The sequence below is a fragment of the Bacteroides ovatus genome, assembly GCF_001314995.1.
Classification (GTDB): Bacteria; Bacteroidota; Bacteroidia; order Bacteroidales; family Bacteroidaceae; genus Bacteroides; species Bacteroides ovatus.
Genome location: NZ_CP012938.1, coordinates 2,777,897 through 2,804,267, shown reverse-complemented (window position 1 = coordinate 2,804,267; position 26,371 = coordinate 2,777,897). Strand labels below are relative to the sequence as shown.

General features: G+C 39.9%; 14 protein-coding genes. 1 reads left to right on the top strand and 13 read right to left on the bottom strand.

Annotation, left to right across the window (positions count from 1 at the left end):
• Nucleotides 1–111: 111 nt before the first annotated feature.
• On the top strand, nt 112–3,918 hold the full coding sequence (gene dnaE, locus Bovatus_RS11175; protein WP_004299221.1) for a DNA polymerase III subunit alpha: 3,807 nt from the start codon (nt 112–114) through the stop codon (nt 3,916–3,918).
• Nucleotides 3,919–4,136: 218 nt separating this feature from the next.
• Here dnaE and Bovatus_RS11170 read toward each other — a convergent pair whose 3' ends face one another.
• The 13 genes from Bovatus_RS11170 to Bovatus_RS11110 all read right to left on the bottom strand — a co-directional run bounded on the left by Bovatus_RS11170 (nt 4,137) and on the right by Bovatus_RS11110 (nt 26,363).
• A complete protein-coding gene (locus Bovatus_RS11170; protein WP_004299222.1) occupies nt 4,137–7,379 on the bottom strand; it encodes a glycosyl hydrolase in 3,243 nt (1,080 codons plus the stop codon).
• A 154-nt stretch (nt 7,380–7,533) separates the two neighbouring features.
• Nucleotides 7,534–8,919: a LamG-like jellyroll fold domain-containing protein gene (locus Bovatus_RS11165; protein ID WP_004299223.1), complete on the bottom strand. Its 1,386-nt coding sequence runs from the start codon at nt 8,917–8,919 to the stop codon at nt 7,534–7,536.
• A gap of 72 nt (nt 8,920–8,991) precedes the next feature.
• Nucleotides 8,992–10,809, bottom strand: a complete 1,818-nt coding sequence (locus Bovatus_RS11160; RefSeq protein WP_004299224.1) for an alpha-L-rhamnosidase-related protein — start codon at nt 10,807–10,809, stop codon at nt 8,992–8,994.
• Nucleotides 10,810–10,829: 20 nt separating this feature from the next.
• Entirely contained in the window at nt 10,830–13,151 is a 2,322-nt protein-coding gene (locus tag Bovatus_RS11155; protein ID WP_004323482.1) for a family 20 glycosylhydrolase, read from the bottom strand.
• Nucleotides 13,152–13,173: 22 nt separating this feature from the next.
• Nucleotides 13,174–14,061, bottom strand: a complete 888-nt coding sequence (locus Bovatus_RS11150) for a DUF6528 family protein (protein ID WP_004299226.1) — start codon at nt 14,059–14,061, stop codon at nt 13,174–13,176.
• Nucleotides 14,062–14,140: 79 nt separating this feature from the next.
• Nucleotides 14,141–15,106, bottom strand: coding sequence for a DUF6528 family protein (locus Bovatus_RS11145; RefSeq protein ID WP_004299227.1), 966 nt, complete (start codon nt 15,104–15,106; stop codon nt 14,141–14,143).
• Nucleotides 15,107–15,118: 12 nt separating this feature from the next.
• Nucleotides 15,119–16,606 carry an arylsulfatase gene (locus tag Bovatus_RS11140; RefSeq protein WP_044919523.1) on the bottom strand — a complete coding sequence of 496 codons (1,488 nt, stop codon included), beginning with the start codon at nt 16,604–16,606 and terminating at the stop codon, nt 15,119–15,121.
• 46 nt (nt 16,607–16,652) lie between these two features.
• On the bottom strand, nt 16,653–18,146 hold the full coding sequence (locus Bovatus_RS11135; protein ID WP_004323480.1) for a RagB/SusD family nutrient uptake outer membrane protein: 1,494 nt from the start codon (nt 18,144–18,146) through the stop codon (nt 16,653–16,655).
• Between the two features lie 12 nt (nt 18,147–18,158).
• On the bottom strand, nt 18,159–21,506 hold the full coding sequence (locus tag Bovatus_RS11130; RefSeq protein ID WP_004299232.1) for a SusC/RagA family TonB-linked outer membrane protein: 3,348 nt from the start codon (nt 21,504–21,506) through the stop codon (nt 18,159–18,161).
• Between the two features lie 159 nt (nt 21,507–21,665).
• Nucleotides 21,666–22,661 (bottom strand): FecR family protein, encoded by a 996-nt coding sequence (locus Bovatus_RS11125; protein WP_004299235.1) that lies wholly within the window; start codon nt 22,659–22,661, stop codon nt 21,666–21,668.
• A gap of 89 nt (nt 22,662–22,750) precedes the next feature.
• Nucleotides 22,751–23,341 carry an RNA polymerase sigma factor gene (locus Bovatus_RS11120; protein WP_004299237.1) on the bottom strand — a complete coding sequence of 197 codons (591 nt, stop codon included), beginning with the start codon at nt 23,339–23,341 and terminating at the stop codon, nt 22,751–22,753.
• Between the two features lie 229 nt (nt 23,342–23,570).
• The gene (locus tag Bovatus_RS11115; RefSeq protein ID WP_004299239.1) at nt 23,571–24,896 is read right to left on the bottom strand and encodes an MFS transporter; all 1,326 of its coding nucleotides are present in this window, start codon (nt 24,894–24,896) and stop codon (nt 23,571–23,573) included.
• A gap of 27 nt (nt 24,897–24,923) precedes the next feature.
• Nucleotides 24,924–26,363 carry a mannitol dehydrogenase family protein gene (locus tag Bovatus_RS11110; RefSeq protein ID WP_004299241.1) on the bottom strand — a complete coding sequence of 480 codons (1,440 nt, stop codon included), beginning with the start codon at nt 26,361–26,363 and terminating at the stop codon, nt 24,924–24,926.
• Nucleotides 26,364–26,371: the final 8 nt, after the last annotated feature.

The window sequence follows — 26,371 nt, the reverse complement described above, 5'->3', positions numbered from 1 at the left end:
CAGCAAGTAAATGAGCATAGAAATGCGAATGTTGATAACTTTTTGAGGATTATTTTTGTTTATAACCCGGGAGGTAGTAATTTTATGCCTTCAAATTAACTACTTATCATTATGCAGGATTTCGTTCATTTACATGTCCATACTCAATATTCTTTGTTGGATGGTCAGGCTAGCGTAGCTCGTCTGGTTGATAAAGCCATGAAGAATGGGATGAAGGGTATAGCCGTGACCGATCATGGAAATATGTTCGGTATCAAGGAATTTACGAACTACGTCAATAAGAAGAACAGCGGTCCGAAAGGTGAAGTCAAGGACCTGAAGAAGCGAATTGCAGGAATTGAGGCCGGCACGATAGAGTGCGAGGATAAAGAGGCGGAGATTGCTGCTTGCAAAGCTAAGATCGTGGAAGCGGAAAACAAACTATTCAAACCGATCATCGGTTGTGAAATGTATGTGGCACGCCGTACCATGGACCTGAAAGAAGGCAAGCCCGACCAGAGTGGTTATCACCTGATCGTATTGGCTAAGAATGAAACAGGTTATCACAACCTTATTAAATTAGTATCGCACGCGTGGACGCGCGGTTATTATATGCGTCCGCGTACTGACCGTAGCGAACTCGAAAAATATCACGAAGGACTTATTATTTGTTCAGCCTGTCTCGGTGGTGAGGTGCCGAAGCGGATTACTGCCGGGCAATTTGCCGAAGCGGAGGAAGCAATACAATGGTATAAGAATTTGTTTGGCGATGACTACTATCTGGAGTTACAACGCCATAAAGCGACTGTTCCCCGTGCCAATCATGAGTGTTATCCGTTGCAGGTGAATGTGAACAAACATTTGATAGAATATGCTAAGAAATTCAATGTCAAACTGATTTGTACGAATGATGTTCACTTTGTAGATGAAGAGAATGCGGAAGCGCACGACCGTTTGATCTGTTTGAGTACCGGTAAGGATTTGGATGATCCTACCCGTATGCTTTACACCAAACAAGAATGGATGAAGACACGCGAAGAGATGAACGAACTCTTTGCCGACGTGCCCGAAGCATTGAGCAATACACTGGAGATTCTTGATAAGGTAGAATACTACTCGATCGACCATGCACCTATCATGCCGACTTTCGCCATTCCCGAAGATTTCGGAACAGAGGAGGGGTATCGGGCGAAGTTTACAGAAAAAGACTTGTTCGACGAGTTTACTCAAGATGAACATGGTAATGTGGTATTAAGTGAAGAGGATGCGAAAGCAAAAATTAAACGCTTGGGTGGTTATGATAAACTTTATCGTATAAAACTTGAAGGAGATTATTTGGCAAAACTGGCTTTTGACGGAGCTAAAAGAATTTATGGTGAACCTCTAACGGAAGAAGTCAAAGAACGAATGAACTTCGAATTGTACATCATGAAAACGATGGGTTTCCCCGGATACTTCTTGATTGTACAGGACTTTATCAATGCGGCACGTAAGGAACTGGGTGTGTCGGTAGGTCCGGGACGTGGTTCGGCAGCAGGTTCAGCAGTGGCTTATTGTTTGGGTATTACGAAGATAGACCCTATCCAATATGATTTGCTGTTTGAACGTTTCTTGAATCCAGACCGTATTTCCTTGCCCGATATTGATGTGGACTTTGATGATGACGGTCGTGGTGAGGTACTTCGTTGGGTGACAAATAAATATGGTCAGGAAAAAGTTGCTCATATTATTACGTATGGTACTATGGCGACAAAGATGGCTATCAAGGATGTCGCGCGTGTACAAAAGCTACCTTTGTCAGAATCCGATCGTTTGTGTAAACTGGTTCCTGACAAGATTCCTGACAAGAAACTTAATTTGCCGAATGCCATTGCTTATGTTCCCGAATTGCAAGCAGCGGAAGCGTCATCTGATCCTCTATTGCGGGATACGATCAAGTATGCCAAAATGCTTGAAGGCAACGTGCGTGGTACAGGTGTACATGCTTGCGGTACGATTATTTGCCGTGATGATATTACTGACTGGGTACCTGTCAGCACTGCTGATGATAAGGAAACGGGCGAAAAGATGCTTGTTACCCAGTATGAAGGCTCGGTGATTGAAGATACTGGGTTGATTAAGATGGACTTCCTCGGTCTGAAAACTTTGTCTATCATCAAAGAAGCTGTTGAAAATATCCGTTTAAGTCGTAATGTTGAAGTAGATGTCGATGCGATAGATATTTCTGATCCGGCTACTTATAAATTATATAGTGACGGACGTACGATTGGTACATTCCAGTTTGAATCTGCTGGTATGCAGAAGTACCTGCGCGAATTGCAGCCTTCTACATTCGAAGATTTGATTGCCATGAATGCCCTTTATCGTCCGGGACCGATGGATTATATCCCTGATTTTATTGATCGTAAACATGGACGCAAGCCGATTGAGTATGATATTCCGATAATGGAGAAATACTTGAAGGATACGTATGGTATTACGGTCTATCAGGAACAGGTGATGCTTTTGTCACGCTTATTGGCCGACTTTACCCGTGGTGAGTCCGATGCCCTTCGTAAAGCGATGGGTAAGAAGTTGCGTGACAAGCTGGATCACATGAAACCTAAATTTGTTGAAGGCGGACGAAAGAATGGACATGACCCGAAAGTGCTTGAGAAGATTTGGACAGACTGGGAAAAATTCGCGTCTTATGCTTTCAATAAATCACATGCTACTTGTTATTCGTGGGTGGCTTACCAAACAGCCTATCTGAAAGCCAATTACCCTCCTGAATATATGGCAGCTGTCATGAGCCGAAGTTTGTCGAACATTACCGATATCACGAAACTTATGGACGAATGTAAGGCAATGGGTATTCAGACACTGGGACCAGATGTAAATGAGAGTAACCTGAAGTTTACCGTAAACCATGACGGTGATATTCGTTTCGGACTTGGGGCCGTCAAAGGTGTAGGTGAAGCTGCTGTACAAAGCATTATGGAGGAACGGCGTAAAAATGGTCCTTTCCTCGGAATCTTTGATTTTGTGCAACGTGTCAATCTCAATGCCTGCAACAAGAAGAATATGGAATGTCTGGCATTAGCCGGAGGATTTGATAGTTTCCCGGAACTGAAACGGGAACAATATTTTGCTGTAAACTCTAAGGGAGAAGTTTTCCTGGAAACATTGATGCGTTATGGTAACCGTTATCAGGCAGATAAGGCGGCTGCCGTCAATTCTCTGTTCGGTGGTGAAAACGTTATTGATGTTGCAACTCCTGAAATTCCTCAAGGGGTAGAACGTTGGAGTGATCTCGACCGTCTGAACCGTGAGCGTGATTTGGTTGGTATCTATCTTTCCGCTCACCCGTTGGATGAATTCTCTATCGTATTGGAACATGTTTGCAATACACGTATGGCAGATTTGGAAGATAAAGCTGCCCTTGTCGGTCGTGAAATAACGATGGGAGGAATTGTGACCAGTGTTCGTCGTGGAGTCAGCAAGAACGGAAATCCGTATGGTATCGCCAAGATTGAGGACTATTCCGGTTCTACCGAGATTCCATTCTGGGGAAACGACTGGGTGACTTATCAGGGATATCTCAATGAAGGAACGTTCTTGTATATCAAGGCACGCTGTCAGGCCAAGCAATGGCGGCAGGATGAACTGGAAGTGAAAATCACCTCTATGGAACTTCTTCCCGACGTGAAAGAAGAACTGGTGCAGAAGATCACAATCGTCATTCCCCTGTCTGTCTTGAATTCGGCTTTGGTCACTGAACTTGCTACTCTGACGAAGGAACATCCGGGAAATACGGAACTATACTTCAAGGTGACAGATGATGCTGATGTAACTCATATGTCGGTTGATTTGATTTCCCGTCCGGTTAGACTTTCAGTAGGCCGGGATTTAATAACATATTTAAAGGAACGTCCCGAACTGGGATTTCATATAAATTGATTAAGTGTTCATTTATTTTCTTTATAATAAGTAAAATCGCTTATAAACATAAATTATAAGCGATTTTACTTATTATAGTGGATACTTCCAAATTACTGAAAGTCCCCACCCGCACAGCAATGCAACGCCTAAGCTCAACATACGTACCGACCAAAGCATATTCAGTTGCTGAATGTCATAATCGCTGACATGGTTTAATACCTTAAGAATTCCCTGTTTTAATAAGTGATGCTTTCAATAACGACAGGTTCTATCAGTCCGGACTTCTGTAAAGGAGATGATGAATTCCAGGGATTGTTAGGAGTCCAGGTCGGACGTTCTTCAACAGGTAATTTGCTATCTCCGATGAGTCGGTTCACCCATGTATTTACCACTTCAATTTCTACTTTGTTTGTTCCCTGCTTGATGGCTTCCGAAATATTGAGTCGGTAAGGGGGCGTCCATACACCACCGATGTATTGTCCATTGACTTTCACTTTTGCCATAACGGCTACCTCATTGAGGTTGATAAATAATGGACTGTTGGGTACTATATCTTTTAGCGTAAATTCAGTCCGATAGACGGCTGTTCCTGAATAATACCTGATGGCGTCTTCTTTACTTGTACTCCAGTCGTACAGGCTTTGGAAGACAACCGGGGCTTGAGGACCTTTTTGACTCTTATCGAAAGAGACTGTCCACGGACCGGCCAGTGTGGCGATTGTCTGTGGTTCCGGGTAATTGGTGTCCGTATCGTTGACTAACGAAGATGAGGAAACTTCTTTGGCAAATACGACGAAGATACTCTCCAAAGGTTCCAGTTCGAGAGGAATTACTGTCGCATTTGCGTTGCGTTCGTACTTCTTTAAAAGGCGGATAGCACCAGTTGTCGGTTCCCAAAGTTCAGGTTGCTTATTGGTTACACGAAATTCCGGTGAGAATACGACTTTTTCTGAAGATTGGTTGGACAGGAAGTAAACATCCATATCACCGATGCTGCGATGACCGTATACTACAGGAATGTCTTTAGTCAATGCACAGTCGGGAATGCAATGCACTAATTCTAATGCTTCGTGCATATTCATACCGCTTAATATCATGCCATTGCCATAATTGCCGCTTTTCACCTTGATACCGTCTACATTTCCCCACAAGGCATTTGCCATTTCCTGAACTTTCTTATCTGCTTCGGGGAAGTCTTGCAAGCTTGGCGAACGGTTAGGCTTCGGACCGAGAATGACACCTCCGTCTTTCACAAGTTGAGTGATTTTGGTTAATAGTTCGGGACGCATTGTTTCCAATTCCGGTAATACCATGATTCGGTAACTTGTGCCGTGGGGTAGAGTCAATAGACCGTCTTTGACAGTCATATCGCGGAGTATCACTTCTGCATTGATGTAATCGAACTGGTATCCTTTCGGCAAGGGAGGATTCGTGACACCGGTCATTTTGGGAGTATCTTCTCCTATGAAATAGCAAATATCAGCTACGTTGAGTCCCTGTTGGAGCATGAAGTTACAACGTTTCAGGTAGTCGGTGAATAGGTCCAACTGGGAATACCAAGTGTTGAAACGGTTAAATTCGTTGCTGTAAGGTGCATTCAGTCCGGGCAGTTTGCCTTCCGCTTTCTGTGAAATATAGACGTGCAGCAGTGTGTTGTTGATTCCTTCGGAGAAGAAAAGGTCACCACGTTGTTTCATGGTAGCCGGATAACGGCTGTAAGCCATACCGCCACAGGTGAAAGACTCGGAAGAGATTTTTTGTTTACCGTAGATATGACCACACGAAGAAGCAGCCCTGTTTTCTATATTGCCTAGTTCTCCCTCGCTCCAGAATTCTCCTGCCACTTCATCTGCTTGCCCGCCGTATTGCAAAAACTCTCCGGAGAATCCCCAGTGACCGTAGTTTTCCAACCAGGTAGTCATTCCGTATTGGTGGCTTAGACGGGTTAGTTCACCAATATGATCGTATGATAACCGTTCGGCCACCATCTTTCTCATATCCCACAAAAAGCGGTCGGAGGCATCTTCGCTTTCCACAACCACTCCATTGTAGACAGGGAGAAAAGGTAGTGCGCTATAACCGTACTTCTTCTCAAATGATTCAAGGAAATCGTCCGTGAAGTTTTGACCTCCCTTTTCATAACTGTCCGCTACAACTACTTTCCAAGTCTTACGGTCGGCTTCAGGGATTCTCTTGTAAATCTCGCCGATAAAGGCGTCGAAATGGCTTCGGAGGTGCTCCTTACTCATTTTGTCCACTTCAAGACCTATCCCGTCTTTTAATGCAGGACCGTTTTCTACATAAGTGGGTACCATTCCCATTCGCACAATTTCCCATTCTCCGTCGGGAGCGTCCCAGGAAAGTTTGTTTCCTTTCATACAGGCGGTGATGTCTTTCACTTGTTCGGGCTGAACGATCAATGCAGGGTCGTCCACCACTGCTTGCACCGGCCATTGATATTCATTCCAGTAAGGAAGTGGAGTCTGATACATTTTGGCGAATGTTTTCTCCGAATAACTTTCTACTACCGGAGCAGAAGACAATGTTATTTCCCGGATGCCACTATTGGGATTCAGACCGGAGAGTGACAACCGGAAGTCTTTACCGCTGGCTGTGGGGAAAGAGATGGCAATAGGAGCATAAGGATCGAATCCTACAGCCAGATTATCGTTGTATCTTTCTATACTGAACTGCTTGATTTCTTTGTATTCACCGTTATCATTCATTTGCAGAACCGCCTGGCAACGTATAGGTGCGGCGGAGGTAAGCAGGCGGAGGCTTCGCAATGCTACTGTATCGTGGCTCTTAAAGTCTATTACGACTTCGGATTGGTTGCCAAACCGTATTTCTGTCGCCGTTTCTCCATCTATCAGATGATGGATAGCAGTGATGGCGGGGGAAGAGCTAACAGTGCAGTTGGCCGGATTAAGGATCGTAGCTTTGCTTTTCACAGACGGATAAGCCAGTACTTTTACATCTTGAAAATTAGGATTGGTTTTGGGTAACATAACTTCTATTGCCTGTCCGCCTTTGACTTGCGTGCCGACAGATGCCAGATACCGCATGGACTGCTCCGGCTTGATCCACGGACCTCCTGCCTGACTCCATCCCGGAGAGTTGAAGATACCGATTTCTATATTCAGCTCGGTTGCCTTTTTTAAAGCGGCATGCAGTATCTCCCACCATTCGTCGGAGAAAATCTGCACATCTCCGGTGGGTGCTTCCGCTGCACTTAGTCCGATATTCGCTATAAATGCACGGTTGATGCCAGCCTGTTTCATTGATTCCAGATCTTTGATGACTCCCTCTTTGGAAATATTTCCAGAAATCCAGTGCCAGTAGACACTTGTCTGAATGGAATCCGGGAGGTTGGTAAACCCTCCGCGAAGTTGCTCATAACTGACTTCCCGAATTTCTTGGCAGGCGGACAGACAAAGGATGAAACCTATGACTGAAATGAGTTTGGTTATTTTCTTCATTTATAGTTAATTATATGAATCTATATTGGACCTATTTTACAATAAGAAAAAATACAGAGATTACTTTTCAACTTAAGAATTAAAAGCTGGAAAGTAATCTCTGTAGCTTGTTTATTCTGATTACCTATGAAAAATGATTCATCTGCGGAGTGTTTTATTCTTCCAATGTATCATATAATAGTTTAACCTCTTCGGCTGTCAAAGCACGGTCATATATACGAGCTACGGCAATTTGACCTTTATAGGCTCTGTCTGCTTCATTTGCAGCACCAGCGTCTCCACCAATTACGAACCATTTATTTCCTGGAAATTGGAATGAATTACCCTTAGCAGGGGCTCTTTCTGCCTTGATTTCTCCATCTAGATACAATTTAATGGCACCTGCACTTCCTGTACCATCCCAGACACCCACTACATGGTACCATGTTTCTTCTGGCACTTCACCCAGTGGAGGCGTATTACAAGCTGAATAATTACCTATATAGGGTTCAAAAGTCCAATAGTTATCTTTATCTTGCCAAGTAATGGCAACACCGCCACCACCATGACACCCCATCGGAATCGGACCGCTTTCTCCGTAATCTTTAGCAGTTACATATAATTCCATTGAGAATCCATCGGCAATTGCATTTTGGAAAATTAAGTTTTGGGTGAAATCAACAATATAGAAACCACTGGTAATTTTATTCGCATTTATTGTTACCGGGTCGAATTTTGCAATATAACCAAAAGTTTCATTTTCAATCATGCTCAAAGTAGAACCGGCAAATGCTTTAATAGGCATTTTCATCGCAGAAAGATCTTCTGCAGTACCATCTGCATTGAACTTAACATCGAGTAACTCTGCCATATCCACAGCACCCGCTTGCCTGATTTCTATGCTTTTTGTTGTAGGATAAGCGGCCGACTCAGAAGTAATTTCCACCGTTGCAGTACGTATTTTTGCGATATCACTTGCTGCTACTGTAAGAATTAACTGTTTGTTTGTTAATGATTTTTGAGTAATCCATTTAACATTTTCAGGTATGATACATTTCAATGAAGGTAAATTAGTGTTAATTGCAATGGTGACATCTTTCCCTTCTTTTTCGACAGAAGTATTCTCAGGAGTCACTATTAATCTTGGTCCACCTGGCTGAATACAATTCAATACGAAATCTTGAACAGATGAATTCTGGGTGGTCGATAATATCACTGTAGCTTTTCTTTCTTCCAATCCTTCATTTTCGGCTACTGTAAATGAAATCTCTTTTGAACCGCTTCCTTTTGTGATGTCGGCTTTAAACCATTCGTTGCCTTCGGAAATAGTTATTTCCCAGTCTAAATCGGACATCACTCTCAGCGTCAGGTTTTCAGCGCTACCAGTCAAATTACAGTCTCCACCACTGATACCGCCAATTGGATTTCCACTTTTATCAACTAAACGTAATACTTGATGTCCTTTTGTGCCGTCTTCGTCGTTGTCTGAACAAGAAGAAATACCTACACATGTGAATAATGCAAGCATTATCCATACATTCATTAATAATTTCTTTTTCATTTGTTTACTCCTTCTAATTTATACATTACGGCAGTGTAAACTACCTTCTAATTGTTTTATAAAACTCATTATCTATTTGATGACTGATACTCCCTTAGGGGCTTTCACCTCTGATATTACATTGCCATTTGCTTGCTTCTCATGGTAAATTTGTAGTTCGCCATAAGGAGTTGGAAATGTACCTTTCACCCACTGTAAATCGCCTAAATGAGGAGTTATACGTACTTGACGACATCCTGGTTCTATTACTTCCACACCTAAAATGTGACGGCTCAACCAAGAAGTTGGTCCTGAAGCCCAACCGTGACACAAACTATGACGGAAGCCTACATAGCAATAAGCGCCACAGTCACCATGAATATCTTTTTTCCCTTCCGGTACTAGTTCGTCGATGGGGGCTGCATTCGGAATCCAATTGATATCGAAATCTTCCCAAAAACTAGTGGCTCCCAAGTCGATCATTGCTCCCCAATATTCACGAATCACGTCTAATGCTCCTTGATAATTGCCGGCCATAGCCATTGCTTCCAACATATAATAGCCATAAAAAGTAGAGAAGCCCTGTGCACCATTTATTGAGAGGAACTCTTTATCAGCTTTTGGGGCATCAATTAATCCTGTAATCGTCATTAATGCAGTCACTTGCTTGGAGCCGGGCGCATCGGGAGCCGGACAGGAAGCTAAAAACTTTTTATAAACTTTGGATGCAGCTTTTACCAACTTCTTCTCGGCAGCTTTACAGTCATTAGACAATTGTCTGTCTTCAAATAGTTCTGCAAATTCAACTCCGACTCGCATTCCCCAAACCATTAAGGCTTGGAGCCCTGCCGCAATTGCGTCTTTGTTGCTATTCGATGGCCAATCCAAAAAACGAGTGCCATCCAGACATTCCTGCCCATCGGGGGCTATTTGAGTCATTAATTGTCTCAATAAAGCTGTAATATAATCACGTGATTGTTCCAGATAGGCTTTATTTCCATGATAGCGATACCATTCATAATGACACAACAGCCACCAGATAGAATAAGAGGAGAATCCTGCATTCATCCAATGTGGCAATGGCGTGATATCACGCATTAAATCCAAACTTTTAGGTACCACTTCATTGTAACCGAACACGGAGTTTACAGTCATCACCTCTGGATAGGAATCACCTATCCAGACCAAACGGTCTCGTTTAATTCCATCCCAGAGATGATTCTGCATATTCAGGTGAACGGTATAAGCTCCCGTCCGCCATATTGTGTTAAGTTTCTCATCATTACATTGGAAAGAACCGCGATACGGAATATCGCGCATGATAGAGATTGCACGGACCTCCTTAAGCTCAAGTATTGCGTCTGTATCCAATAGATCAATGCGCACAAAACGAAAACCGGAGTTTCCTGTTTCATATACTCCGAGCCATGGAAGGATAAGCTCTTGATCTCTAATAGCATGGTCGTTTGTCGCTCCTCCTTTGCCGTCTATGTCGGACATTGCTTCACTGACCGATTCGCCATAACGAAGACGGATTTTTACCGGCTTATGGCTTGGCCAGGCACCAGTGACTAATTGTACTCCGCCATGAAGTTCTTTCCCGAAATCAAGCAGAATAGCTGGACGAGCCCCATCGGTAGAAGATAGTCGGCAATATGTGGCGGCTTTGACCGTTTTCTCTTTCTTGCCTTGTAAACCGGTATCTATTGATTCGTAATCGTAATACGCTCCCCAATAAGCCTGACCATCTCCCTGGTTTAACAGAAAATTACAATTAGTGATGTGATCACTGTCTTGTTGCCAAACAATCCGGGTGGGAGTAATGTAGGTACGCACACGCGTATCACGCTCTTGGGCAGGCACCAAACATACATTCAACAGCGACAATATAATTATCAGTTGTGTTCTCATGATTATTTATCATTGGTTAATTAATGGTTGTATATTGGTTTTATTTGTTTGCCTGAAGCATCATGCATCTTTAACGACAAACATCCACCATTGAAATCGAAGTAACGAACTTCTAACGGATGCCATCCTTTTGCCAATGCACGTTGACTTGAAACTTCATTCCTCAAATGTCGGCCTCCGTTGTCTATAATCATTTCTTCATCTACTTTTAATGTACTTCCTTCATCAGATGAAAGGCTGAATGAATAGATACCGTCAACCGATACGTAAAAATAACCGGTAAAAATTAAACCTACTTTACTGTTGCCTACTTCTGAAGGAATATATATATCGTCGATGGTTCTCTTTTCTTTTAAATGGTAATTTTCTATTACTTGGCAAGAAGGAATGTCGCCTTCATACCATGTAAGCATTAATCCCTTTTTTTTCGGAGCTTTAATATCTACCGCTGGAATATATCCATTCTGCTTTTTATAAGAAGCATGGAAAACTTTACTTGATTTTCCATTGGGGCGATATGCGCGGAACGCAAAACTTGCAGAATCGCGGATGGATATAGGAGTGGTGTATACTGCCGATTTTTCGGTTGGCTCTGTGCCATCGTCAGTATAATGGATAACAACGTCTGGATCAGGGGAAATGACATTTACTTTAGTTTCACCGATAAAAGTATTTGTGTTGCAAAATCCTTCCAAATCAGCCATGCGGTAATCTATTCCCAATGCATCTAAACGATTGAATTGTCCGGTCATGCGTCTCTGGAAGCTTTTCCAATTGTAATTTGCAGCTTGTGACCAACCTGTCTCTGCGATGGCGAGTAACCGAGGAAATGCCATATAATGCATTCGTTCACGGGAAGGAATGAACTCACCCCAAATGTTTCCTTGTACTCCTAATATTTGTTTGGATTGAGATTCGTTCAATGAGTCCAATAAAGATACTGATTCACAAATCAGACGAGTGGACTGTCCTATTTCGGAATAATCCAAATAGAAATCGTAGTTCGGGCAAAGAATGACCGAATTACCTTGGGCTATGGATTTTTTTACAACCTCTTTTTCATAGCTTTGCCACCACATCACTGTAGCCGTAGGCGACACTCCACCTTGCAATATTTCATCCCAGCCAATCAAACGTTTTCCATTTTCATTGAAATATTGTTCCATTTGATGAATGAACCATGATTGCAGTTCTTCTTCTGTCTTTAAGTTGTTTACTTTCATACGTTTCTGACAGTCTGAACACTTTTCCCAATTCTTTTTTGAAACTTCATCCGCTCCTAAGTGTACATATTCAGAAGGGAATAGTCGGAAAATCTCGTCATACACGTTCTTGCAAAACTCTAAGGCACTCTCTTTACCCGGACAAACAGGAGAAGAAATATTCATCGGTGCTTCTTTTTGTGGAAAACAAGATACATTCGCATAAAGGCTAACTGCTGTTTGCATATGTCCCGGCATGTCTATCTCTGGAATTACGTCGATGCCACGTACTGCTGCATACCTTATAATTTCACGTATATCTTCCTGTGTATAGAACCCCCCATATAGAGTATCCCCTTCTATAATTCGTAATTTATCAGAAGGAATGGCAAGAGAGGGATTTTGTTCTCTTTTTGAACGACTCATGCAAATACGATCTTGGTCATTAAATGTACGCCATGCCCCTTTCTCTGTCAGTAGGGGATATTTCTTGATTTCAATGCGCCACCCCTGATCATCAGTCAGATGCCAATGAAACTTATTCATCTTATAAAGTGCCATAACATCTAACAACTCTTTCACTTCTTCTTTACTGAAAAAATGGCGAGCTACATCAAGTAGTATGCCTCTCCATGCAAAACGTGGTTCATCTATGATAGAAACAGTTGGTATTGACCAAACTGTATCCCAAACAACGGTTGATGCTTCTATTTCAACAGGAAACATTTGACGGATTGTTGATATAGCGGCTATTACACCGGCATAATTCGCCGAAGATATGTGTATTTGGTTCGAGGTAACCTTTAATGTGTAATTGCCTTCTTTGTGAGGTAATTTTTCATCTATACATAGTTGAATATGCCCTCTTCCCTCTTCTGTAACAACAAACTTATAACCAGTGGCACGTTGCAAGATGGTAACTAAATAATCTGCTGCCGATTTTAAAGAGGGGGCATTGATGCTGATAATCATATCGTCCTGTAGAATGAATGCTTCTTTTCCTACTGTTAACTGGGCAGGTTCAGGAAGTAATTTTAATGTCCTTTCCGAATGGTCAACAGAGTTTGTGCATGAAGTATGGACTAACAATAGAACAACCAGCCAACTCCCCAATATTAATATTTTATTAATAATATGCATAAATACTTTTTTAATTTTATGATTATTCATAGATAACTGGACGAACCTTATACAGATTGATGCTGTCTATAGTTAACGTTTTCTTTGGATTCTCCAGATAAATATTGTGAGTCCACCATTCGATTTCGGCTTGTGTATAACTCAAAATTCCATTTTCCTTGTTATAATTAAATGACTTGATGAATTTTTTCCCTTCTAAAGGTTGAAATGAAACAATTTTTTCCGTGTCCAAATCAATTACATAAGTTCCGGACGATGTTGTAAATCCCAATTCATTTTCTGAAATGCGAATCAAATCGTGTCCGTCGTCTGTTGGCAGTTTCCATACTTTTTCCATCTGTAATGTTGGTTGTTCACTTTTCCAATTCTTTAGGGAATAAGCTTTTAATTCATTAAAGCCGAGTGCGTATAACAATTGACGGTTTTCCATCCAGATTACTCCATGCCCCCAAAAAAGACTATCCTGAAAAAGAACTTGGTTAGGGTGGTTGATGTCAAATAATTGTATACAGTCTCCTTCTTCATTATGTGATAATGCTACCACTACCCGATTATCAGGAAGTAGCTCTATGGAATGTGCGGCTGGAACTCTTGCATAAAACAAGCATTTTTCAGATGAACGCTCAATAATTGCTGCTCCTCCAGCCGAAGAAGATGTAAGTAACCAGTCACCATTTTTTGCAGTTTTGCATTCATCCATTCCTTGAAAGTATTTTTTGAAATCGTCAGGGATATTAGACTCTTGTGCATTCCATTTCCATACGATATCTAAATTTTTTCCCTCTGAGTTATCTACATTGACAATCCATACTTTGTCGTCACCACAGACAACAATTTCGTTCTTTTTTTGTCCGGTAGCACATGCGCACAAGACAAAAAAAAGTATAAATATTGCATATATCTTTTTCATATTTTTTTTCTTATATCCATTTTACGAACTATTTAGAAAGCTATTTTTTACAAATTTGTAATCGCTTCTTTCTGTTTATTTATTCCCTTTCAGGTACTGTTCTCACTTTATAAAGATTTACATTACTGATGGTGATTGTTTTGTTGGGATTTTGGATGTGAATATTATGTGTCCACCACTCAATATCTGCATAAGTATAAACTAAGTATCCGCTTTCTTTATCGTAATTGAAGGATTTGATAAATTTGCGACCTTTCATAGGTTCGAATTCAGAGATAGTTCCTGTATTTGTATCGAGTACATATACGTTATAAGCTGTTGTGAATCCTAATTCATGATCTGAAATGCGAATTAAATCATGTCCATCCGGTATTTGCTCTGTCCCACCTAAAGGTAGATTCCATTCTTGCTTCTTCACAAATGAGGGCGTTGATGTATTCCAATCTTTTAGTTCATAAGCGAGTAATTTATCATATCCTAATGCATATAAAAGTTGCTGATTTTCCATCCAAATGACACCATGTCCGCCTTTTTGATCTTCTTTAAAGATAACTTTGTTAGAAGCGTCCCTGTCATATACCTGAAAGCCGCCTGCGTCACCAGAGAGGGCCACTACGACTCGATTGTTGGGCAGCAATTCAATAGAGTGTGCTCCTGGAGCATCCACAGCAGTGAATAAACATTTTTTGGTTTTACGAGAAAGAATAAGAGCTGCTCCTCCCGAAGATGTTAGCAAGACAAGTTGGTCGTTTCCTTCATTTACGACTTTGCATTCATCCATTCCCAATAAACGTCCTTTCAATGTTGCAGAAAGGTCATCGGCTGTTTTCGAATCCCATTCCCACTCATATGGTACTGTGGTCATAGAGGCTTTGCCTATATTGACAATCATGACTTTTGAGTCTCCACATGTAATGATTTCTTTATCTACTTTAGAAGATGAGCCGGAGGTAGTGCCATAAAGCTCATCTAAATTGACATCGTATTCATCTTTACATGCAACAAAAAGTAAAGCCAATACAAGTAATAAATTCCATTTTTTCATATTTTCGATAATTTATAATTTGTAATTAGTAACAGGGGATTCCGTATGAGCTTTTTTCATCTTTTTCTCTATTTCCTTCACTACATTCGGATAAATAGATGAAAGATTGTACTGTTCTTGCGGATCTGTTTCCAGATCATACAACTCTACACAACGGTTTCCGTTTTTAATATTAGAAAGATATCCTTTCCATTTTCCCATGCGGATAGCTTTCGAACCTTTCCCTTCCGGAAGCTCCCAATAAAGATATTCATGCACTCCTTGACGGTTGCCTTTCAAAGTAGGAAAAAAACTGATGCCATCTGTTTTTTTGTAGGAATAGCCGCTAATTTCGCCTAATGTAGGCAACACATCCCAAAAGGCGCAAATATGATCGCTGACAGATCCGGCGGTGATCTGATCGTGCCAATGAACAATCATTGGCACTCGGATACCACCTTCACGTAAACTGCCTTTTCCCCAGCCCTTTTCCGATTTGAAGGGTCCTGCACTATCAAACCAAGGAGCATTCACTCCTCCGTTGTGAGTCGGTCCGTCATCACTGCTGAATAGGATTAATGTGTTTTCATAAATCCCGCATTCTTTTAATAATTCAACCAGACAGCCGACTTGCTCATCCATATAACTAACCATGGCAGCGTATGTAGCTTTTGGATAGCGACAAGGGAAGTATCCTTTGTCACCCAAATAAGGGGACTCGTCACCGAATTTTTTTACATAATAATCAATCCAGCGTTGAGGTGCTTGCAATGGTACATGTGCAATGGGAGTAGGCCAATATAGAAAGAAAGGACGTTCTTTGTGTCGTTTTACAAATGAAAGGACCTCATGAAGCATTAACTCCGGTGCGTAAGATTTGGAGACAAGGAATTCATAACTTTCTTTCTTATTAGGGTCGGCTGTTGCATCGAATTTCTGATTTGGTGAAAGAAGGCGATTAGGCAGATATTCCCGATGTTCGTTTCGCCACAGAAAAGGTGGATAATAATCATGTGCCTGTCGTTGACAATGATACCCATAGAAAAAATCGAAGCCCATTTTGCGGGGAGTAGAACTTGATCCTGGATAGCCTAAACACCATGTACCAACGCAACCGGTTGTATAACCTGCTTGCTTTAATAAGGATGCCACCGTTATCGTACCTTCAGGCATCGGACGTTGCCCCTCTAAAGTAGAATCTGCCAATACAGCCAAATAATTCTCAATATCACCTCGTTCAGGTAATTCGTCATTTCCACGGATATAGGCATGTCCCGTATGTAATCCTGTCATTAATGAACAACGAGAAGGAGAAGAAACCGCAGAACCGGAATAATGTTGGGTAAACCGCATACCTTTTGCAGCTAACTGATCTAGATTCGGCGTTTCTATCTTTTGCTGCCCATAGCACCCTAGATCCCCATAACCGATATCATCCGCCAAAATATAAATAATGTTTGGTCGTTGATCCGGATTCTGAGCTTTTGTTCCTGATGGACACATTACAGGCAAAAAGAACATATATAATAATGGATACTTATTGTTCATTTTAATAAGAAATTTATTTTTACCAACCGGGATTATTGGGTAATAGATTCGGATTATCATTCACTTCTTGCTGTGGAAGTGGAAATAAATAATTCTTATCGTTAAATATACGTCTTTCAATAATGGAACCATCATACTTTTGTACGGTACTACCGTTCATTAGTTCCTTTGCGATTTTCCAGCGGCGTATATCATTGTAATACCAACCTTCACCTGCAAATTCGATGCGGCGTTCATGACGTATTCTTTCACGCATCTGCTCTTTTGTAAAATTATCTTTTGTTTTATCAAATAAAGGCATCTTTACGCTAGGACGATTACGTACCTCGTTTATGCCATCGTATATAGGTTGATCTGGTTTATCTAAACGTTCATTTCGTGCTTCCGCATATATCATAAGTATATCAGCATAGCGCATAAGAATAATATTGATATCATTCTTATCGTCTATGGTGGCGGCAGCTGTGTCATAACGTGAATATTTCTTGAACGTATAACCGGTATTTATGAATTTATCGTTTGTTACAATCTGTCCCATATAAGTGGCACCGGGATGAACGATAGTTGCATAGAAACGAGGATCTCTATCTATATATAAATCTTTTCCATCGGTGTACGATGAACCATCTTTCATATCGTAAGCTTTTACCAAATCTAAGGTTGGAGCAATTGAGTTGAATTGGCGAAGTACGACATCCAACCCGTTACCCGAATGAACAAAAGTTGGGTACAGGTATTGTACATCAAAGATCACTTCTTGATTGTTTTCATGATCTCTTGAAAAGAGATTACGGTAGTCTGAAAAGAGGGAATACTTTTTGGAGTTTATCACTTCTTCAGCTGCTTTTTCTGCCTCTTCCCACATCTCATTGTATAGATAGACACGTGCTAGTAATGCTTTTGCGGCCCATTTATTGGCTCTTCCTGTTTGGGAAGAAGTTGCTGGCAATGCAGAAAAAGCATCTTTCAGATCTTGAATAACCTGAGCTATAATTTTAGCTTTCGGATCTCTAGGCAGAAATGACTGTGTATTTACATCCGGTTTATCTAAAATTAATGGAGCATCACCATACATGTTAGTAAGATCAAAATAAAACAACGCACGCAGGAATTTTGCTTCTCCTACCATCTCCTTTTTATCTTCTTCTGAAATAACAAAAGAAGGAGCACCGGCTATAAATGTATTGCAACGTCCGATACCTTGGTAACAAGCTCCCCATTTACCATTGACAATATCTGAATTTATAGAATTTACTGAGCCATCGCCAATTACTCGCCATCCATAAGTTCCATTATAATTGTAGGCGTTAGGGGTTCCGGTTTCACTAAAAATTAAATTACTTCCGTACATATATACATTATACATCGTACTATAACAGGCTACCAAACCTGCCTCAATTTGTTCAGGGGTTTTCCAAAAATTATCTTCTACATACTGGCTTGTGGGAATCGTGTCTAGAGAACAGCTTGTTATAGAAAGACAAAAAACAAATCCAGTTAATATTTTCTTCATAATTGGCATAATTTAGAATGTAACATTGATTCCACCTGTAAATGATTTTACAGAAGGATATGACCATATATAGTCTGAGGTTAACGATCTTTCCGGATCAAATATGTCAAAGTCCGAGAATGTCAAGAGATTTTCTGCATTCACAAATACTTTTAACGATGCAATTTTTAATGGAGCGATCCATTTTTGGGGAAAATCATAACTTAGTTGAATGTTTTTTAAACGTAAATAGGAGGCATCTCTTAACCAAAATGTGCTGGATTTTGTATAATTATCATGTTGACTGTTAGTAGTCAGTAAACGGGGGAATCCACCACCGGTATTTTCTGGTGTCCATGCTCTTTTCAGCCATTCGTAGGTAACACCTGCTCCATTAGCATAGGGGTACACCAAATTATGAGTAGGGTAAGTGCTAATTCCTGATACTCCTTGAAAAAATACATTCAGTCCTATTCCTTTATAATCTAGATTTAAGCCAAACGAATAGGTGAAATCTGGTACAGAACTGCCTGTTACTACACGATCATCTTCTGTAATTTGTCCGTCAGGTACTCCTTCAGGGCCGGATACATCCCTGAAAATTAAGTCACCGGCATGTGTGTTAGCACTTTGGTAAGCATGGTGTTTTACTTCATCTTCTGATTGGAAAATCCCGTCACAGATATAAAGATAATAAGCGTCAATTGGATATCCTTCTCTCGTAATTCTTTTGCCATTAATCATATCGTCACCACCAATGTGTACTACTTCGTTTTTAACATAAGTCACGTTACCAAATACATGATAGTTGAAGGCTCCTATATTATTGCGATAAGCTAAATTGGCTTCTAAACCGGTATTATCTACTGTGCCGATATTACGCATGGCTCCAGTTAGATTTCCTACCTGTGATGGTTGGTTGACAGAACGGAGAATGTCTTTTGTCCTTTTTTTGAAGAATTCAATTGAACCGCTCAGTGAGTTATTGAAAATTCCGAAGTCCAATGCTAAGTTGGTAATAGTTGTTGTTTCCCAAGAAATTTCCGGGTCGACAGCTTGGGTCATTGCATATCCCGTTGCAGGTGTATTCCCAAATATATAATTTACACCAGAACTCATAACTGGAGTGTATTGGAATAAGCCAATAGATTGATTTCCTAATTGCCCCCATGATACTCTCAACTTCAAGTTTGATAACCAATTTTGAGTATTTTCCATGAAAGTTTCTTGATCGATACGCCATCCGGCAGAGAATGATGGGAAAAGTCCCCAACGATGTCCTTTTGCAAAACGGGAAGAACCATCGTAGCGGAGATTTGCCTCAAAGAGATAGCGATCTGCGTAATCATAATTTATTCTGCCGAAATAGGAAAGTAACCGAACTTTACTGCTTGAACTGCTTGGCTTAAGAAATGTTGTAGCCAGTCCTACTTCTGTCAGTTCATTATCCAGATATCCGTCTTGTCCTTTTGCGCTGAATGACCACGCATTGAATTCTTCGTAGTTCATACCCAACAAGGCAGCAATGTTATGTTTACCGTTAAAACTACGATTCCAATTGACGGTCTGGCTTATTGATGGATTAATATCGTCATTCGCTGCATTCATTGCTGTTGTATTTGCAATCATTTTTTGCGGTTCCAATGTCTTTGGATTGTAAGTGTAGGTTGTTGGTTGGAAGTATCTTCTAGTTAAATCTACTTTTCTGACTCCCAATGTAATGTTGTATTTGATATCATAAGGGAAAATATATTCGGCGAATGCACTGCCGACAATACGAGTCTGTTTGTAATTATTCTCTCCATCCTTGCAAGACAGCAAGTTGTTGAATGTATTCTGTCCGGGAGTTACCACCCAACTACGGCCATAACTGCCATCAGCCAGATAAGGAGTCATTACTGGTAGAGCACGCATTCCCAATTGCATGTAATCGGAGATTCCAGTATGCGGCTCATTGTAATTTCTATAATTAGCCGACACATTGATTCCTGCTTTGAATTGACCGTATTTAATAGTACTATTGAAATTAATAGAAACTTTTTTAGCGTCTGTAAAATTAACAACCCCTTCTTGGTCTAAGTATCCGACAGATAAACCAGTTTGTATATGGTCATTTCCACCGGAGATACGTATATTATGTTCTTGCATAAAAGCATCACGAAAGTAAAGATCGAACCAATCTGTTGCCGGATAGGTATAAGGATCTACTTTCATTCCTTCTTTATATTCTTCTATGATATCTGCATAAAGAGGTGCTCTTCCTTCGTTCTCGTAAGCTTTATCAAAACCTTTCATATAAAGGATCGGATCCCATACGGCATCTGGCAGATAAGTGATTTGCTGTAATCCGAAAGAGTTGTTATATGAAACAGAAAATTTTCCGGCTTCCGCTTTTTTTGTTGTCACCAATACCACTCCATTTGCTGCACGCGATCCATAGATAGAAGCTGAAGCTGCATCTTTCAATACGGAAATGCTGGCAATATCGCTTGGATTCACATCGGTCAATGTTCCAGGAACTCCGTCAATTAGAAATAATGGGTCATTACCTGCACTGGAAAATGTTCCCATACCACGGATACGAATAGTAGCTGCGTCGTTTCCAGGCTGAGCGCCGGCTGCAGAGTTTACATAGACTCCTTGTGCACCTTGTAACGCTTGGGTTGCATTTGTAATCGGACGATTCTGAATTGTTTTGGCATCTACTACGGAAACGGCTCCTGTCAGATTTACCTTTTTTTGTATTCCATAGCCAACTACAACCACTTCATCAAGAAGTTCTGTATCTTCTTTTAAGGTAATGAACATACTTTTTCCAAAAACGGTTTTTATCCGTTGCTCTTGATATCCTATATAGGAGATTTCAATCATTGTGTTGGGAGAAACCATAAAACTAAAGTTACCATCCATATCCGTAATTGTACCGTTCGTTGTTCCCTGTTCCTTGATGGTAGCGCCAACTATAGGCTCGCCATTTGTGTCAACCACTTTCCCTGTTACTTTATTAGACTTGTCAGAGGACTGGTTATCTGTAGCAGGAGTCACAATTATTTTGTTACCTTGTACTATATGAGAGAGGTGATGTTTAGGTAGTTCTTGAATAAGCAGATCCTTAAGTTTAGCATTCTTTACAGAAATGGTAACCCCTTTTTTATTCTCTACTTCTACGCTACGGTATGAGAAACGATAGGGCGTTTGGGATTCAATTGCATTAAATAACTCTTTTACTGATGCATTTTTTAAATTAATGCTGACTTTTCCTGTCTGTGCATTAGCACTTGTGAATGTTAAGAAACAAAAAAATAACAATAAGGAATACAACTTGATTGTATTTTTATTATCTTTCTGCACTAAACTGATTAATTGTTTTTTATTTTTCATAAATACACAACTATTTGGTTTATTTTCTTTTTTATTAAGAGTTGGTATGAGCGGAAACTCATACAAGACTCATTCCTAACTTCGGATAATGGGCAAATTATCCGAAGTTTTTTTGTTTTTCATTCATGTTTTCATATCATTTCATTTTAAGATTAATAATTATTTGTTCATTCGAATATTTATCTTTCCATCCTTAACTGTGTAATTGAATCCATAATGTATTTTCAATACTTCCAATATATCTTCGATTTTCTCATCATCGAATGCACCAGTGTATACATCATCTACGGATATTGAACTATCTATTGAGAATTTCACACGAAATTTCCTTGATAAACATTGGAATACATTCTCCAATTTTTCTTCCCGGAATACTAATTCTTTGTTCAACCAAGCTGTTTCTATTTTAGTAGTGGTCTTTTCTATATTAAGTTTATTATCATATTTGTTATAAGTAACTTTTTCATTGGGTTTAACGCAAATAGTCTGATAGGGAGGCTGCGATGTAGATACATTAACATGTCCTTCTACCAAAGCCATCTCTATAATATCCTTATCCTCATAGGCATAAAGATTGAACTTTGTTCCTAAAACTGTGACATCTATATATCCGGTATTGACAATAAACTTTTTCTCTGTGTTTTTCTTAACTTCAAAATATCCTTCACCCGATAATTTCACCTTGCGATTATCCTGTCCGAAATTTTGTTGATATGTAAGGGATGAGTTTGCATTTAGACGAACCAATGTACCATCAGGAAGAGTCACTTGAGAAGTGCCGGAATCTCCTGAACGTACTATTACATCTTGTTCAGCCAATGTTTGCAACTCTTGGTGTTGTATGTAGTACAGTATGGTTAATCCACTTGCAAAAAGGAAAAGAATTGAGGCTGCAATTTGTCCCCAGTGCCGTGTTATTTTGTAAAAAGGTGAGATCTTCATCTTTTTATGTAGGTGAGAGTACAAGGAGTCAATCTTTTCTTGAGATAAAGAAGGATATGTATCAAATTTATTCCATTCTTCGAAAAGAACGTCCTCCAACTCTTGGTCAGACGAGTCGTTAACTGTTGATACCAATTCTTTAAAATCCGATAGTGAAAGATTACCGGACTGAAACTTCTTTAATAAGTCTTTTGCTTTATTTACTATGTGCATATTTATAACATTTTATATGTTATATCCACAAGTAAGCTAAATGTAACATCAAAAGTATTATGTTATAAAACACATAAACAAGAGAACTTTCAAATATCTTTCAGGAAGAGAAGAAGAAGAGGATAATATTGACGCAATTCTACACGGAGAATTTTTAGAGCCATACATAATTGATTTCTCACGACTTGGTTAGTTATCGACAATTTTTCAGAAATTTCAGAAATTGACATACCATATTCTTTATTCATTTCGAATATGATACGTTGACGAGGAGATAGGTGTTGTTTTCCTTTTTCTAATGCATTTACAAATTGGTCATAGCACATCAATGATTCAGCTTCAGCTGTTTCTGTAGACGACCGATTAAGATATTCAACGTAATCTTCCATCAAGGGGTTATTTAACTGACGGCGCATTTCTTTTAGGAGAAAATGATATGCAATCGTAAATAAGTATGATTTAAACGAAACGTCTGGATTAAGATTGGCACGATTAGACCATATACGTAAAAAAGTTTCCTGAACAACATCATCGGTTGCATCTTTCGACTTTAGGTATTGAAACACGAATCCATATAGCCGAGATACCCATTGCTCATAAAGTTCTTGATAGGCTTTCTCGGAGCCATTCCGAACAGATAATAATATTTTTCTTTGTTTTTCTATAGTTTCACAATGCATCACTTTGGATAATATTTTAATAAACAATTAGGACTGTTGATTGTCAACCTCAAAACGTCTTTATTGTTTTTGGATAGCACTCTTATATCGAACTAATTTATACAGATAGAATATTTGTATAAAATATTGATTGATATTGCAATTTATGTATTTTTTTTAAGAATCGTGTATAAAAACATAAAAATATATTAGGCATGTCCTATTTCTATGTAGACAGCTAATGGAAACATCATGATTGTTGTACTTTGGGTAAGTTTTTAATATGTGATCCGGAAATGGCATAATATAGCATAACTAGTTCACATATAAGTGCAATTATCCATGTCCATTGCCAGCTTCCCCATGTGTCGGCAAGGATGCCTTGAAGTACAGGGAATATGGCACCGCCGAATACTCCCATCATAAGAATGCCGGAAGCTTTGGAAGTGTATTGCTGCAATCCTTTAATAGCTAAAGTGAATATGCAACCCCACATTACAGAATGGCATAGTCCTACAGATACCAATATCCATAAATTGTTGGTAAGAATAGCCACCAATATAAGTATTGTAGCAATAATGGTGGTTACAGTGAGTAATATGCGTGGAGAAACATTGTTGAAAAAACTAAATATAAGCCTTCCTACCATCAAACCTCCCCAATAGAGAGTGGCGAGTAATGCGGGGATACCTAGATCTAACCCCCAGACTACTATATGACTTTTTCCAAAGCAAAAAAATCTGTGCCCATTTTCTATTAGTTCCATTGCATGCAAATTGATATTTACTCCAATTGATACTTCTGCCCCTACATAAAAAAATAGGGCGATGACTCCTAAACTTAAATGTTGATAAGACCAAATACTGTGTTTGGGCTTATTGTTATTGTCAACTCTGGTTCCTTGAATATCAGGCAGGTTTAGTCGGGAGGTGATTAATGTAGTGATAATGATACATAAGGTGATCATTAAAAAGGGAAACATTAATTGGTCGGCCGTAACACTTTCAAGCGTAACACCGGCAAAGATAATTCCTGTAACAAAGAAAGGAGCGATCGTAGTACCAAACGAATTGATAGCACATACGATATTGATACGCTGTACCGGTTGCGTATTTGGCAGTTCATAGGCGGCAATATAAGGGTTGATTACAACTTGTAGTAAGGCTGCTGATGTTCCCATTAAATAGGAGCCCAATAGAAAAATAAAGTAGCCATAAGGAACTTGGTCTTTAAAAATTAGGATGCGAGCATCTCCGTAATGTACTACAAGCCAGGACGAGAGAGAATACATTAATAGACCGATAACCATGATTGACAGTGCGCGTAGTAATGTTTTCTTGTAACCGTGCACGTTTATCCATTTTCCTCCTAATGAACTATTCAGTAAATATCCGAGGAAGAAAAAGAAAGATATAAAAGTCGTTAATGTATTTCTCAATTCATCTGTATGCGAAAGAAACGCAATTTTTAAAGGACCTTGAAACTGCCCGTTCACAGTTGTTAGGAAACCTACTATGAAATATATGAAAGTCAGGACAATGAATGGACCGAGACTGTTATTTTTTTGTGTATTCATAATATTAGGGTGCAAAAAAGAGTTTTGTTATAATATACTTTCCAGTGTTGACATTGTTCCTTTTTCTTTGATTGCATTCACCATTTGCAGATATAATTCAACAAATTCGTCGGCAGCTTTCAGTTCTGTACTTTGGAAAGGTGATAGTGAGAGGAAATCTATTGGGGAATTACTGGCTATAAGGATGTCATCTGTTGCTGTCAGCCATGGCTCTGCAATCTCAAATTTAGTTCCGTTATCATCAGTCTTATATTTCAAGTAATGACGATAAGCAGCAAAAAGATACGCTTGGCGAGTAAGATTTGCACGGTCACGGATCATCTGGATCAGATTTGGCATGATATATACGGGAAATTTGGATGCACCGTCAAAACATAAACGCGCTACTTGGTCGCTAACGGTATGATTACCGAAACGTTCTATTAAAGTTTGTTTGTACAAATCCAGATCCATGTTTCCCGGTGCAGGAACATACGGAGTAATATCAATATCCATGAAGCCACGTACGAACTTTTTAATTCGTTCATCGGATATGGCGACGTCTACTTTACGATATCCGCTCAGGAAAGCAGGATATGAAAGTAAGGTATGAGAGGCATTCAGTAGGCTGAGTTTCATATTTTCATAGGTAGTCACATCCTGCGTAAATTCTACGCCGACCTTTTCCCATGCAGGACGACCGGCGATAAATTTATCCTCCACTACCCATTGGATGAAGTCTTCGCAATATACAGGTGCTCCGTCTTGAGTTCCATTTTGGGTGTTCAGCCGGATAATGTCTTCAGGTTGGGTCGAGGGGGTTATACGGTCTACCATACTGTTAGGGAAAGTGATATTTACTGTTGCCCATTCTGCTAGTTCTGGATCTTGGGCTTGGAAAAAGGAGAGAAATGCTTTGCGTGCGGTGTTACCATTATGTTGTAAGTTGTCACAAGATAAAATTGTGATAGGTCCATTCCCGACAGCTTTTCTTTTCCGTAATCCTTCGGCTACAAAGCCAAAGGTCGTTTTCGGGCTTTGTGGGTGTGCTAAGTCATATTTGATATTTTCATTATCCAGCATAAATTCATTGGTAGCTTTCGCTATATTATATCCGCCTTCGGTGATAGTTAGTGTAATGATATGGATATTTTTATCGGCAATTTTATTAATAATGGCTGCTGGATTCTCGATTCCCCAAATCAACTCGATTAATGAGCCTATCTGATAAGTTTGGTCTTTACCATCTCGTCCGCAAATAGTTAGTGTATATTCCTTTTTTTGCTTTTCTAGTATTCTGTACAAGCGCTCATCTCCAGGCAATAGCATAGCACCGCAAATACCCCAATCCTGTTGGGTAGGATCTTCTAATAATAAATTAGTATAAAATTCTTCATGTGCACGATGGAAGTTACCGACACCAATATGTAAGATACCTGGTTTGATATGTTCGCGGTTGTAATTGTAAGAAAGTACTTGTGTTTTCATGTTTTCTT

Excerpts from the sequence above, each read along its gene's own strand:
- Bovatus_RS11165 (WP_004299223.1), bottom strand. The coding sequence starts at position 8,919 with ATGAAAAAGAAATTATTAATGAATGTATGGATAATGCTTGCATTATTC.
- Bovatus_RS11170 (WP_004299222.1), bottom strand. The coding sequence starts at position 7,379 with ATGAAGAAAATAACCAAACTCATTTCAGTCATAGGTTTCATCCTTTGT.
- Bovatus_RS11160 (WP_004299224.1), bottom strand. The coding sequence starts at position 10,809 with ATGAGAACACAACTGATAATTATATTGTCGCTGTTGAATGTATGTTTG.
- Bovatus_RS11125 (WP_004299235.1), bottom strand. The coding sequence starts at position 22,661 with ATGCACATAGTAAATAAAGCAAAAGACTTATTAAAGAAGTTTCAGTCC.
- Bovatus_RS11120 (WP_004299237.1), bottom strand. The coding sequence starts at position 23,341 with ATGCATTGTGAAACTATAGAAAAACAAAGAAAAATATTATTATCTGTT.
- Bovatus_RS11130 (WP_004299232.1), bottom strand. The coding sequence starts at position 21,506 with ATGAAAAATAAAAAACAATTAATCAGTTTAGTGCAGAAAGATAATAAA.
- Bovatus_RS11140 (WP_044919523.1), bottom strand. The coding sequence starts at position 16,606 with ATGTTCTTTTTGCCTGTAATGTGTCCATCAGGAACAAAAGCTCAGAAT.
- Bovatus_RS11150 (WP_004299226.1), bottom strand. The coding sequence starts at position 14,061 with ATGAAAAAGATATATGCAATATTTATACTTTTTTTTGTCTTGTGCGCA.
- Bovatus_RS11145 (WP_004299227.1), bottom strand. The coding sequence starts at position 15,106 with ATGAAAAAATGGAATTTATTACTTGTATTGGCTTTACTTTTTGTTGCA.
- Bovatus_RS11115 (WP_004299239.1), bottom strand. The coding sequence starts at position 24,896 with ATGAATACACAAAAAAATAACAGTCTCGGTCCATTCATTGTCCTGACT.
- Bovatus_RS11135 (WP_004323480.1), bottom strand. The coding sequence starts at position 18,146 with ATGAAGAAAATATTAACTGGATTTGTTTTTTGTCTTTCTATAACAAGC.
- Bovatus_RS11155 (WP_004323482.1), bottom strand. The coding sequence starts at position 13,151 with ATGCATATTATTAATAAAATATTAATATTGGGGAGTTGGCTGGTTGTT.
- Bovatus_RS11110 (WP_004299241.1), bottom strand. The coding sequence starts at position 26,363 with ATGAAAACACAAGTACTTTCTTACAATTACAACCGCGAACATATCAAA.
- dnaE (WP_004299221.1), top strand. The coding sequence starts at position 112 with ATGCAGGATTTCGTTCATTTACATGTCCATACTCAATATTCTTTGTTG.